The organism is Pseudonocardia bannensis, assembly GCF_012911875.1.
In the GTDB taxonomy this organism is placed as follows: domain Bacteria; phylum Actinomycetota; class Actinomycetes; order Mycobacteriales; family Pseudonocardiaceae; genus Pseudonocardia; species Pseudonocardia bannensis.
Genome location: NZ_JAAXKZ010000044.1, coordinates 1 through 12226, shown reverse-complemented (window position 1 = coordinate 12226; position 12226 = coordinate 1). Strand labels below are relative to the sequence as shown.

Sequence of the window (12226 nt, the reverse complement as noted above, 5' to 3'; positions counted from 1 at the left end):
GGCCGCTGCTCACAGGCCGATGTCGGCCAGCCCGAGCAACGCGCGGTAGGGGACGTCCTCGGCCTCGATCGCCTCCTTGGCCCCGGTGTCGCGGTCGACGACGGTCACGACACCGACCACGGTCGCGCCGGTCTCCCGGGCCGCCTTCACCGCAGTGAGCACGGATCCGCCGGTGGTCGAGGTGTCCTCGACGACGAGCACCCGGCGACCGGCGATGTCGGGGCCCTCCACCTGGCGCTGCATGCCGTGCTGCTTGGTCGCCTTGCGGACGACGAAGGCGTCGATCGGTGGCGTCTCGGGCGCCGCGGCCCGTTCGGCGGCCGTGGCGTGCAGGATGGCGGTGGCGACCGGATCGGCGCCGAGGGTGAGCCCGCCGACGGCGTCGTAGTCCCAGTCCGCGGTGAGCACCCGCAGCAACCGGCCGATCAGCGGCGCGGCCTCGTGGTGCAGGGTCACCCGGCGCAGATCCACGTAGTAGTCGGCCTCGGCTCCGGAGGACAGCGTGACCCGCTCGTGGATCACTCCCAGCTCACGGACCAGTGCCGCCAGCCGTTCACGCTCGGTGTCATCGATGCTCATGGTTCCTCTTTCTCGACGGCGGGCGGCGCGGCCGGGCTCGCTCATGTGCGGTCCCGGTCGAACCGGGCGGTGAGCCGACGCAGCAGCGCCCGTGGCAGCACGTCGACGAGGCCGACGATCGCCTTGTACTGCGGGCTGGGCACGGAGAGCACCCGGCCCCGGGCCAGGTCGGCCAGGCATTCGTCCACGACCCGGTCGGCGTCGAGCCAGAGCGGGCCGGTCCGCTCGCCGACGTCGATACCGGCCCGGGAGTGGAACTCGGTACGCACGAATCCCGGACAGAGCACCAGCGCACGCACCCCGGTACCCGCCACCGACGCCGCGACACCCTCGGTGAACGTGGTGACCCACGCCTTGTCCGCGCTGTAGGTGGAGCCGCGCCCGGCCAGGAAGCCGGCCACGCTCGACACGTTGACCACCGCGCCGCGGCGGCGGTCGACCATCCCGGGCAGCGCCGCCCGGGTCAGCTCCAGCACGCTCGTCACGTTGACCGCGAGCTGACGGGCCAGGGCGTCCGCGTCCGCTTCGAGGAAGCCGGTGCTGAGCGCGAACCCGGCGTTGTTGATCAGCAGGTCGACCGGGGCGACGTCGGGGTCGGTGAGCCGTGCGGCCACCCGCTCGCGTCCGGCCCGATCGGCGAGGTCGGCGGGCAGCACCTGCACCGTGACCCCGCGGGCACGCAGGCGGACGGCGGTGGCCTCGAGCCGCTCGACGTCACGCGCGACCAGGACAAGGTCATGGCCGTCGGCGGCCAGCCGGGCCGCGAACGCGGCTCCGATGCCGGCCGTGGCTCCGGTGATGAGGGCGGTGGGCACGCCCGGGACACTAGCCGCCGCGCTGCACGGCGCGGCCGGTGATCTCCCTCCGCCCCGGCCGACCGGCCCTTCGAGCGGCGACGGCGCAGGTCAGCGGCCCATGCGGTGCCGGGCGCCCTGCCCCTGCTCGAGTGCGGTGGCCACCTCGGCCATGTCGGCGAGCAGGTCCTGCAGGCGTTCGGGGCTGGAGTCCGCCGGGGCGGCCGCGAGGACCCAGGAGTCCTCGGCCCACAGCAGCTCGACGTCGTCGCCGATCGCGTTGCCGGCGTCGGCGAGACGGTTGGTCAGCAGCGGCTTGACCGCCTCGGCGTCGGAGACGAAGGCGTAGCGGTCCCCGACCGGCTCCAGCAGGTCGAGGCCGGCGTCGTCGGGCAGGGGGGCCGACGGCAGCCGCAGCTCCACCGCGGCGGGCAGCTGTGTCTGGACCTGCACGGCGGCGAGAACCGAGCCGATCCGGCCGGCCTGCTCGTGGTCGAAGACGTAGGCCTGGCGCGGTCCGTCGGGGGTGGGCACCGAGCCGCTGACCAGGTTGCGGGCGACCCCGGGCCCGCCCTGGTGGATCGTGCCGTAGCGCCAGCGGCTGGGCAGCACCGGATCGCTGTCCAGGTACTCCCACCCGCGCAACGCGGCCCAGCGCTTGCGATCGCGCATGCCGTCGCTGCCCCGGGCCCGATCGGCCAGCAGCAGGCCGCCGCCGACCAGCAGCGCGACCAGGGCGATGAGGAACCACACCGACGCCGGAATTCCCACGTCACGGAGCCTAGACCCGTGGTCCTGCGACGTGCGGTAGCGCCACGATCACCCAGATGGGGTCTACCGGGTGATCACCCCGCGAGTCGCGGTGATCCCGCGCGCGAGTCGCGGTGATCCCGCGCGCGAGTCGCGGTGATCCCGCGCGCGAATCGCGGTGGTTCCGCGCGCGAGTCGCGGTGGTTCCGCGCGAGTCGCGGTGATCCCATGCGCGAGGCTGGGTGATGGCGCGTGTGTCGGGGTGCCGACCGCGCTGCAAGTCCGGTGCCGACGCCGGCCTGCCGACGACGACTCGAAACTCGCGCGCAGGAGCACCCCGACACGCGCCCGGCGACACCCCGACTCGCGAGCGACGACACCCCGACTCGCGGGCGTAGATACCGCGACTCGCGGGCGGCGATACCGCGACTCGCGGGGTTACTGGGTGGCGGCGATACCGCGACTCGCGGGGTTACTGGGTGGCGGCGACGGGCAGTGCCGGGCCGACGGTCAGGCCGCCGGTGCCGCCGCCGGCCGACGGGTCGAGGTCGACCTGCACGGTGTCGCCCTCGCGGACGGATCCGGAGAGCAGCTCCTTCGCCAGCTGGTCACCGATCGCCGACTGCACGAGCCGGCGCAGCGGCCGAGCCCCGTACACGGGGTCGAACCCGTTCATCGCCAGCCACTCGCGGGCCGCGTCGGTCACATCGAGGGTGAGCCGGCGCTTGGCCAGTCGACGCTCGAGGACACCGAGCTGGATGTCCACGATGTACGTGAGCTCCTCGGTGGACAGCGCGTGGAAGACCACGACGTCGTCGAGCCGGTTGAGGAACTCCGGCTTGAAGTGGCGCTGCACCACCGCCATCACCGCGTCCTTGCGGCCCTGCTCGTCGAGCGCGGGATCGGCGATCGCCTGCGACCCGAGGTTCGAGGTGAGCACCAGGATGGTGTTGCGGAAGTCGACGGTGCGGCCCTGGCCGTCGGTGAGCCGTCCGTCGTCGAGCACCTGCAGCAGCGTGTCGAACACGTCCGGGTGGGCCTTCTCCACCTCGTCGAACAGCACGACCGTGTACGGACGGCGGCGCACGGCCTCGGTGAGCTGCCCGCCCTGGTCGTAGCCGACGTAGCCGGGCGGGGCGCCGACGAGCCGGGCCACGCTGTGCTTCTCGGAGTACTCGCTCATGTCGATGCGGACCATGGCCCGCTCGTCGTCGAACAGGAACTCCGCGAGCGCCTTCGCCAGCTCGGTCTTGCCGACGCCGGTGGGGCCGAGGAACAGGAACGAGCCGGTCGGACGGTCCTCGTCCGCGATCCCGGCCCGGGCCCGGCGCACGGCGTCGGACACCGCGCGCACGGCGTCGGCCTGGCCGACGACCCGCTTGCGCAGCTCGTCCTCCATCCGCAGCAGCTTGGCCGTCTCACCCTCCAGCATCCGGCCGGCCGGGATCCCGGTCCAGGCGGAGACGACGTCGGCCACGTCGTCCGGGCCGACCTCCTCCTTGAGCATCACGTCGCCCGAGGCGGGCGCCCCGGCCGCGGTCAGCTCGTCGAGCCGCTTCTCGATCCCCGGGATCTTTCCGTAGCGCAGCTCGGCGGCCCGGCCGAGATCGCCGTCGCGCTCGGCCCGCTCGGACTCCCCGCGCAGCGCCTCGAGCTGCTCCTTGAGCTCGCGCACCGACTCGATCGCGCCGCGCTCGTTCTGCCAGCGCGCGGTCAGGGCGGCGAGCTCCTCCTTCTTCTCGGCGAGCTCGGCACGCAGCGCGGCCAGCCGGTCGACGGAGGCGGCGTCGGACTCCTTCTCCAGCGCCATCTCCTCGATCTCGAGCCGGCGCACGGCCCGCTCCACGGTGTCGATCTCGACGGGCCGGGAGTCGATCTCCATCCGGAGCCGCGAGGCGGCCTCGTCGACGAGGTCGATCGCCTTGTCCGGGAGGAACCGCGCGGTGATGTAGCGGTCGGACAGGGTCGCGGCAGCCACCAGCGCGGCGTCGGTGATCCGCACGCCGTGGTGCACCTCGTAGCGCTCCTTGAGACCGCGCAGGATGCCGACGGTGTCCTCGACGGACGGTTCGCCGACCAGCACCTGCTGGAACCGGCGCTCCAGGGCCGGGTCCTTCTCGATGTGCTGGCGGTACTCGTCCAATGTGGTCGCGCCGACCATCCGCAGCTCACCGCGGGCCAGCATCGGCTTGATCATGTTGCCGGCGTCCATCGCGCCCTCGCCGGTCGCGCCCGCACCGACGATGGTGTGCAGCTCGTCGATGAAGGTGATGACCTGGCCCGCGGAGTCGGTGATCTCCTTGAGGACGGCCTTGAGCCGCTCCTCGAACTCGCCGCGGTACTTCGCGCCGGCGACCATCGAGCCGAGGTCCAGCGCGACGACCCGCTTGCCGCGCAGCGACTCCGGGACGTCGCCCGCCACGATCCGCTGGGCCAGGCCCTCGACGATCGCGGTCTTGCCGACGCCCGGCTCGCCGATCAGCACCGGGTTGTTCTTGGTCCGCCGGGACAGCACCTGGACGACGCGGCGGATCTCGGTGTCGCGGCCGATCACGGGGTCGAGCTCGCCGGAGCGCGCCCGCCCGGTCAGGTCGACGCCGTACTTCTCCAGCGCCTGGTAGGTGCCCTCGGGGTCCGGGCTGGTCACCCGGGACGAGCCGCGCACCGTGGTGAACGCGTCGCGCAGCGCCTCGGGGGTGGCCCCGTTGCGGCGCAGCAGCTCGGCGACCGGGCCGCCGCTCGAAGCGAGCCCGACGAGCAGGTGCTCGGTGGAGACGTACTCGTCACCCATCTCGGTGGCCAGCTGCTGGGCGGCGGTGATAGCGGCCAGCGCATCGCGGCTGAGCTGGGGGGCACTCACGGTGGAACCGGCGGCCGAGGGCAGCCGGTTGCCGAGCTTGGTCAGCTCGGCGCGCACGGCCGCGGCGTCGGCTCCGACGGCGGCGAGCAGCGGCGCGGCGATGCCGTCGCCCTGGGCGAGCAGCGCGCCGAGCAGGTGCGTGGGGCCGACGTCGGGGTTGCCGGCGAGAGTGGCTGCCTGCACCGCCGCCGAGATCGCCTGCTGTGTCTTCGTGGTGGGGTTGAAGGAGTCCATCCCCCGTCCTCCTGCGTCGTCATGTCGCTGGGCACCATCGTGCCCCTCGCCCGGTGTGATCCTCTACCGGACCAACGTCAGGAAAGTTGAGTCTGTTCCGCTCAGGTACGAGTTTCGTGATCAGTACACCCGATCCGGTCAGCCCGGCAGGACGCGCCGAGCCGGTTCGGCGGGACGGGGTCGCAGTGCCCGGGCGGAGCCACTGCTCAGGTGCGTGGTGCTGGGGAACCGCCGGCGCAGCGGCGGGTAGGACCGCCGCTCGGAGCCGGGCGCGACCGCGGCCGTGCCCTTGGCGTGGAAGTAGTCCCCGCCCTTGCGCGCGGGGTCGTCGGTGCCCCACTCGCGGCGTTGCGAGAGCCGCTCCATCCGCGGGATGTGCTTGCGGCAGTGGATGTAGGCCTCCTCGACGCCGACCACCACCCAGCGCTCGGCCCGCCGTCCCGGCACCTGCTCACCGTGCACCTCGGGGAACTCGGCACGGAAGGTCGCGTCCTCGACGATCCGGGCGGTGCCGTTGACGTGCAGCCCGATCAGGTCGGAGACGAAGTCGACCATCAGCAGACCCACGTGGGCGTTCTCACTGATGTTGCCGAGACTGGCGTGCACGCCGTTGCCGCGGTACTCGGGGTAGGCCAGCGTCCGGTCGTCGAGCACCCGGATGAACCCGGGCGGACCGGCGCGCAGCGAGGCATCGCACTCACCCTGCGTATCCGAAGACGCGACGAAGAGCATGTCCATTCGGGTGATGAACTCGACCATGCGCGGCAGCAGTCGGTCGCGCAACTGTTCGGCGTAGAACCGGTCGGCGCGGTCCTGGGTCCCGAAGGCGCACTGCAGCAGATGCTCTCCTGCGGACCCTGGGCGCACGTCGACAGGGCCTTCTACCTGCCCTTCCAGGGTGATCGACGGTGGCGGGACGGCGGCGACGGAGATGCCACGGCGCCGCGTCGAGACGGGGCGCAGAAGGGCGGATGTTCGGAACGGCACGTCCTCACCGTGCCAGTCCGTACCCAGGGAGTCATCCCCGGCATCTCCAGGCGCTACGCTTGATTGCTGATACCACTAGCGGTATCACTCCGCGTGACCGCCGTCCCCGAACGGATGAACATGACCGGTGTAGTGCCGCGCGCGCCGAAGGCCCTGGGCCCGGCCGCCGTCCGGCGCGGGTCGCCATCCCGAGGGAGCACTATCGAGGAGGGTGTCGGCCACCGATGACCGCCGAACAGCTGCTCGCCGCCGACCTCCCCGCGGCCTTCTTCCCGGCGACCGAGGCATCGAGAACGGTCAAGACCATCCGGGCCAGCTGGGCCGGGATGGAGGAGCGGGCCGACGAGATCGGTCGCCACTTCTACGCGACGCTCTTCTCCACCGCGCCCGACACCCGGGACCTCTTCCCGGTCAACATGGAGGTGCAGCGCAGCCGGCTGCTGCGGGCCCTGGTGCACGTCGTGCAGATGGTCGACCAGCCCGACGAGCTGATCCCCTTCCTGCAGCAGCTCGGGCGGGACCATCGCAAGTTCGGGGTCCTCGCCGAGCACTACGGGGCGGTGGGCGACGCGCTGCTCAGCGCGGTCGAGACCTTCGCGGGTGACGCCTGGACCCCTCCGGTGGCCAAGGCGTGGCGTGACGCCTACGACCTGTCCGCCGAGGCGATGAGCGTCGCGGCCGATGCCGAGCGTGGCCCCGCGTCCTGGATGGGCCGCGTGGTCGACCACCGGCGCGTCGGCTGGGACCTCGCCGTGATCACCGTCCAGACCAGCGAGCCCATCCCGTACCGCGCCGGCCAGTACCTCAGCGTGGAGACCCCGCAGCGTCCCCGGCTGTGGCGCTACCTGTCGCCGGCCAACGCGCCGCGGGAGGACGGGACCCTCGAGTTCCACGTGCGCGCGGTGACCAACGGCTGGGTCAGCCGGGCCATCGTGGCGCACTCCCGGATCGGCGACACCTGGCGGATCGGCCCGCCGATGGGCCGCATGAGCATCAACCAGGGCACCGGGCGCGAGTTGCTCATGGTCGCCGGGGGTACCGGGATGGCCCCGATCAAGGCGCTGCTCGACGACCTCGGCCGGCAGGCGGACCAGCCCCGCACCCAGGTCTTCTTGGGCGGCCGCACCTGGGAGGACCTGTACGACTTCGGCGCGCTGCGCAAGCTCTCGTACAGCAACCCGTGGCTGGACGTCATCCCCGTCGTCGAGAAGGACGACGGCGCGTCGGGTGCGGAGCACGGAACCCTCGCCGACGTGGTCACGCGCTACGGCGCGTGGGCCGACCACGACGTGCTGGTGTGCGGGTCGCCATCGATGATCCGGGCCACGGTGTCGCGGATGCTGGTCGCGGGCACGCCGCTCGACCGCATCACGTACGACCCGTTCACCATTGACTGACCCCGACCACGACGAACAGCCTCGCCCCGCCCATCGGAAGCCGATGAGCGGGGCGAGGCTGTCGGGTGTCTATTCGGGGCGGGGCTTGGGCCGCCAGACCACCAGCGCGGAGCGCCGGTCGACCGGCACGAGGTCGCGCCGGTAGGACTGGTGGACCATGGCCGCGGCGTGCTCGGCCGCCGCCTGGGCGGCGGCGAGCTCCTCGGTGAGCTCCTCGACGCGGCTCCGCAGCTCGTCGACCATCTGCTCGAGCTCGATGATCCGCTTGATGCCGGCCAGGTTCACACCGTCGATCTGCGACAGCCGCTGCACCTCGCGGAGCAGCGCGATGTCGCGCGCCGAGTAGCGACGCCCGCCTCCCGCGGACCGGCCCGGGCTGACGAGCCCCAGCCGGTCGTAGCTGCGCAGGGTCTGGGCGTGCAGCCCGGCCAGCTCCGCCGCCACCGAGATGACGAACACCGGGCTGTCGGGGCTGGCGCCCGGCGGCAGGACGGTGGACTCGTCCGGCGCGCCGCCCGCGGGGGGCCGCATGCTCATCGCACCGATCACCTCCCGCCGAGCAGCTCGGCCCGGGGGTCGAAGGACTTCGTCGCGTCCGCGTAGGCCTGCAGGGCCTCCGTGGCCGCGTCGTCGAGCCTGGCCGGGACCGCCACCTCGACCGTGACCAGCAGGTCACCGGTCTTGCCGTTGCGCCGCTGCACACCGCGCCCGCGGACCCGCAGCGTCCGGCCGCTGGCCGTGCCCGGTGGGACCTTGAGCGACACCGTCCCGTCCAGCGTCGGGACGGTCAGCGTGGCGCCCAGCGCCAGCTCCGGGAAGGTCACCGGGACCTTCAGGGTCAGGTCGTCGGCGTTCTTGGCGGACCGGCCGAAGATCCGGTGCGGGGTGACGTGGACCTTGACGTACAGGTCTCCCGCCGGGGCGCCGCCGCGGCCCGGCTCCCCCTGACCGGCCAGCCGGATCTTCTGCCCGTCGTCGACGCCGGCCGGCACCCGGACGGTCAGGGTCCGGGTCCGGGTCGCCACACCGTCGCCGCCGCACTCCGCGCACGGGTCGTCGATGATGCGGCCGGTGCCGCGGCAGTCGCGGCACGGCTCGGAGAACGCGAACGCCCCCTGGCTGGTGCTGACGAGCCCGACGCCGTTGCAGGTCGGGCACGTCCGCGGCGTGCTGCCCGGCCGGGCCCCGGTCCCGCCGCAGCGATCGCAGCGGCCGGGGGAGGACAGCCGGATCTGCACCTCGGCACCGCGAACGGCGTCGATGAAGTCGATGCGCAGCTCGCTCTCCACATCGGCGCCGCGCTGCGGCCGGTTCGCGGTGGTGCGGGCGCCCGTGGCCCCGCCCCGGTTGCCGAACAGCCCGCCGAACAGGTCGCCGAGCCCACCGGCGCCACCCGGGCCGGCGGCACCGGACCGGGCGAACAGGTCTCCGAGGTCGAAGCTCTGTGCACCGGTGCCGAAGCCGCCGCCGGGGAAGCCGCCGGCGCCCGGGCCGCCCGAGAAGGCTCCGCCGGCGAACAGCGCCCGCGTCTCGTCGTACTCGCGGCGCTTCTTGTCGTCGGAGAGCACGCCGTAGGCCTCGGACACGGACTTGAACCGCGCCTCGGCCCTGGCGTCGCCCGGGTTGGCGTCCGGGTGCAGCTCACGGGCGAGCTTCCGGTAGGCCTTCTTGATCTCGTCCGCAGACGCGCCAGAGTCGACGCCCAGCTCGCGGTAGAAGTCCTTCTCGATCCAGTCGCGCTGGGTCACTCCGCCTCCTCTCGCGATGTCAGATCAGCTCAGGCCGGGTCGGTGGGTGGCTGCTCGGCCGCCGCGGTGCCCTCGGTGCCGGTCGCGGGTGCGGTGCCGGGCTGCTCGGCCCGGTCCACCACCGTGACCATCGCGGGACGCAGCACCCGGTCGGCCATCCGGTAGCCCCGGCGAAGCACCGTCGAGATGACGGTGACCGTCGGGCCGGTGCCGGCGTCGGCGGCGGTCTCGTGCTGGACGGCCTCGTGCAGGGACGGGTCGAACGGCTCGCCCTCCTCGCCGAAGGCCTCCAGGCCGAGCTTGGTGACCACGCCGACGACCTTGTCCCCGACCGACTTGAAGGGGCCGGTCAGGTCGCCGTGCGCCTCCGCGCGGTCGAGGTCGTCGAGCACGGTGAGCAGCTCGGACACGAAGTGCACGCGAGCGCCCACGAGAACGCCCTCCCGGTCCCGGTCGACCCGGCGCCGGTAGTTGGCGTACTCGGCCGTGACGCGCTGCAGGTCGGACGTGCGCTCGGCGACCTGCGCCGCGAGCTCGGCGAGCTCGGGGTTCGCCTCGGGGGCCGGCGCGGCGTCCGCAGAGGACTCGGCCGGGCCGGAGGGCCCGGGCGGCGTCTCGCCGCCCGGGGTGCGGACCTCTCCGGTCACCGGGTCGATCCGGCGCCGGTCGCGCACGACGATCCGCTCGCCCTCACCGTCGACCCCCGCGTTTCCGTTGGGACCGTCGTAGGGGGAGGTCACTTCTTGGCTCCGTCGCTCTTGTCGTCCTCGTCCACGATCTCGGCGTCGACGACGTCGTCGGCCTGCTGGCTCGACGCGCCGGCGTCACCGGGAGCACCCGCGGCAGCGGCACCGTCGGCGCCCTGCTGCTGGTAGAGCGCGGCGCCGAGCTTCTGCGACTCGGTGGCGAGCTTCTCCATGGCGGCCTTGATGGCGTCGGTGTCGGTGCCCTTCAAGGCCTCCTGGGCCTCGCCGAGGGCGGCGTTCACTCCGTCCTTGACGTCACCGGGGAGCTTCTCGTCGTTCTCCTTGACGAACTTCTCCGTCTGGTAGACGAGCGACTCGGCCTGGTTGCGGACCTCGGCCTCCTCGCGGCGGCGCTTGTCCTCCTCGGCGTGCTGCTCGGCCTCGCGCATCATCCGGTCGATCTCGTCCTTGCCCAGGGCGGATCCGCCGGTGATGGTCATGGCCTGGCTCTTGCCGGTGCCCAGGTCCTTCGCGGAGACGTTCACGATGCCGTTGGCGTCGATGTCGAAGGAGACCTCGATCTGCGGCACGCCCCGCGGGGCCGGCGGCAGACCGGTCAGCTCGAACATGCCGAGCTTCTTGTTGTACGCCGCGATCTCGCGCTCGCCCTGGAACACCTGGATCTGGACGGACGGCTGGTTGTCGTCGGCCGTCGTGAAGATCTCCGAACGCTTGGTCGGGATCGTGGTGTTGCGCTCGATGAGCTTGGTCATCACGCCGCCCTTGGTCTCGATGCCCAGGGACAGCGGGGTGACGTCGAGCAGCAGGACGTCCTTGACCTCACCGCGCAGCACACCAGCCTGCAGGGCGGCGCCGACGGCGACGACCTCGTCCGGGTTCACGCCCTTGTTGGGCTCCTTGCCGCCGGTCAGCTCCTTGACCAGGTCGGTGACGGCGGGCATGCGGGTGGAGCCACCGACGAGCACCACGTGGTCGATCTCGCCGACGGAGATGCCGGCGTCCTTGACCACCTGGTTGAACGGGGCGCGGGTGCGGTCGAGCAGGTCGGAGGTGATCCGCTGGAACTCCGCACGCGACAGCGTCTCGTCCAGGAACAGCGGGTTCTTGTCCGCGTCGACCGTGATGTACGGCAGGTTGATCGTGGCGCTCGAGCTGCTGGACAGCTCGATCTTGGCCTTCTCCGCGGCCTCACGCAGCCGCTGCATGGCCATCTTGTCCTTGGTCAGGTCGATGCCCTGCGCGGACTTGAACTTGTCGACGAGCCAGCTGATGATCCGCTCGTCCCAGTCGTCGCCACCGAGGTGGTTGTCGCCGTTGGTCGCCTTGACCTCGACGACGCCCTCGCCGATCTCCAGCAGCGAGACGTCGAAGGTGCCGCCACCCAGGTCGAAGACCAGGATGGTCTGCTCCTTCTCGCCCTTGTCCAGGCCGTAGGCCAGCGCGGCGGCGGTGGGCTCGTTGACGATCCGCAGCACGTTGAGGCCCGCGATCTGGCCGGCCTCCTTGGTGGCCTGGCGCTGCGCGTCCTCGAAGTAGGCCGGGACCGTGATCACCGCGTCGGTGATCTCCTCACCCAGGTAGGACTCGGCGTCACGCTTGAGCTTCTGCAGCACGCGCGCGCTGATCTCCTGCGCGGAGTACTTCTTGCTGTCGATCTCGTCCGTCGACCAGCCCGTGCCCATGTGACGCTTGACCGAACGGATCGTCCGGTCGACGTTCGTCACGGCCTGGTTCTTCGCCGACTGCCCGACGAGGACCTCGCCGTTGCGCGCGAACGCCACGACCGAGGGGGTGGTGCGCGAACCCTCGGAGTTCGCGATCACCGTCGGCTCGCCACCCTCCAGGACGGCGACGACGGAGTTGGTGGTCCCGAGGTCGATACCGACCGCACGAGCCATGGTGGTTGCCTCCGTGTGTTACTGCTGATGTGAAGTTGCTGCGGCGTTCTTGAGTTGCCTTGACTCAAGTCTCTACAAGATCCTGCCCCCGCCGTCAAACCCGGCTTGAGTCGGCCTCGCTCAACTTGATCCCGATTCGCCCAACGACCCGGAAGGCGACCTTGTTCCCACCACACTCAACTTCCCCGCGAGTCGGGGTCTGCGCGAGCGCGAGTCGGGGTCTGCGCGAGCGCGAGTCGGGGTCTGCGCGAGCGCGAGTCGGGGTTCCGGGG

The 12226-nt window shown here is 72.0% G+C and carries 10 protein-coding genes; 1 reads left to right on the top strand and 9 read right to left on the bottom strand.

What is annotated here, in order from left to right; all coding sequences use genetic code 11:
- Positions 1-9: 9 nt before the first annotated feature.
- The 5 genes from pyrE to HF519_RS13810 all read right to left on the bottom strand — a co-directional run bounded on the left by pyrE (position 10) and on the right by HF519_RS13810 (position 6204).
- Positions 10-579 carry an orotate phosphoribosyltransferase gene (gene pyrE / locus HF519_RS13830; RefSeq protein WP_169413337.1) on the bottom strand — a complete coding sequence of 190 codons (570 nt, stop codon included), beginning with the start codon at positions 577-579 and terminating at the stop codon, positions 10-12.
- Between the two features lie 41 nt (positions 580-620).
- Complete coding sequence (locus HF519_RS13825; RefSeq protein WP_169413336.1) at positions 621-1394, bottom strand: SDR family NAD(P)-dependent oxidoreductase; 774 nt, start codon at positions 1392-1394, stop codon at positions 621-623.
- A gap of 90 nt (positions 1395-1484) precedes the next feature.
- Positions 1485-2144, bottom strand: a complete 660-nt coding sequence (locus tag HF519_RS13820; RefSeq protein ID WP_169413335.1) for a TtfA family protein — start codon at positions 2142-2144, stop codon at positions 1485-1487.
- 451 nt (positions 2145-2595) lie between these two features.
- Positions 2596-5217, bottom strand: coding sequence for an ATP-dependent chaperone ClpB (gene clpB, locus HF519_RS13815; RefSeq protein WP_169413334.1), 2622 nt, complete (start codon positions 5215-5217; stop codon positions 2596-2598).
- Positions 5218-5355: 138 nt separating this feature from the next.
- Positions 5356-6204: a pyridoxamine 5'-phosphate oxidase family protein gene (locus tag HF519_RS13810; protein ID WP_312860096.1), complete on the bottom strand. Its 849-nt coding sequence runs from the start codon at positions 6202-6204 to the stop codon at positions 5356-5358.
- A gap of 224 nt (positions 6205-6428) precedes the next feature.
- Here HF519_RS13810 and HF519_RS13805 point away from each other — a divergent pair, with 224 nt between their 5' ends.
- On the top strand, positions 6429-7601 hold the full coding sequence (locus tag HF519_RS13805; RefSeq protein WP_169413333.1) for a globin domain-containing protein: 1173 nt from the start codon (positions 6429-6431) through the stop codon (positions 7599-7601).
- Positions 7602-7670: 69 nt separating this feature from the next.
- Here HF519_RS13805 and HF519_RS13800 read toward each other — a convergent pair whose 3' ends face one another.
- From HF519_RS13800 to dnaK, 4 genes are read right to left on the bottom strand one after another with little or no spacing between them, the layout of a single operon-like run.
- Positions 7671-8132 carry a heat shock protein transcriptional repressor HspR gene (locus HF519_RS13800; RefSeq protein WP_169413361.1) on the bottom strand — a complete coding sequence of 154 codons (462 nt, stop codon included), beginning with the start codon at positions 8130-8132 and terminating at the stop codon, positions 7671-7673.
- A gap of 14 nt (positions 8133-8146) precedes the next feature.
- A complete protein-coding gene (gene dnaJ, locus HF519_RS13795; RefSeq protein WP_169413332.1) occupies positions 8147-9349 on the bottom strand; it encodes a molecular chaperone DnaJ in 1203 nt (400 codons plus the stop codon).
- A gap of 29 nt (positions 9350-9378) precedes the next feature.
- Positions 9379-10089 (bottom strand): nucleotide exchange factor GrpE, encoded by a 711-nt coding sequence (grpE, locus tag HF519_RS13790; RefSeq protein WP_169413331.1) that lies wholly within the window; start codon positions 10087-10089, stop codon positions 9379-9381.
- Positions 10086-11954, bottom strand: coding sequence for a molecular chaperone DnaK (gene dnaK / locus HF519_RS13785; protein WP_169413330.1), 1869 nt, complete (start codon positions 11952-11954; stop codon positions 10086-10088). Before dnaK ends, grpE begins: the two co-directional genes overlap by 4 nt.
- Positions 11955-12226: the final 272 nt, after the last annotated feature.

Coding starts and splice junctions, on each gene's coding strand:
- clpB (WP_169413334.1), bottom strand. CDS start 5,217: ATGGACTCCTTCAACCCCACCACGAAGACACAGCAGGCGATCTCGGCG.
- pyrE (WP_169413337.1), bottom strand. CDS start 579: ATGAGCATCGATGACACCGAGCGTGAACGGCTGGCGGCACTGGTCCGT.
- dnaK (WP_169413330.1), bottom strand. CDS start 11,954: ATGGCTCGTGCGGTCGGTATCGACCTCGGGACCACCAACTCCGTCGTC.
- HF519_RS13800 (WP_169413361.1), bottom strand. CDS start 8,132: ATGCGGCCCCCCGCGGGCGGCGCGCCGGACGAGTCCACCGTCCTGCCG.
- HF519_RS13805 (WP_169413333.1), top strand. CDS start 6,429: ATGACCGCCGAACAGCTGCTCGCCGCCGACCTCCCCGCGGCCTTCTTC.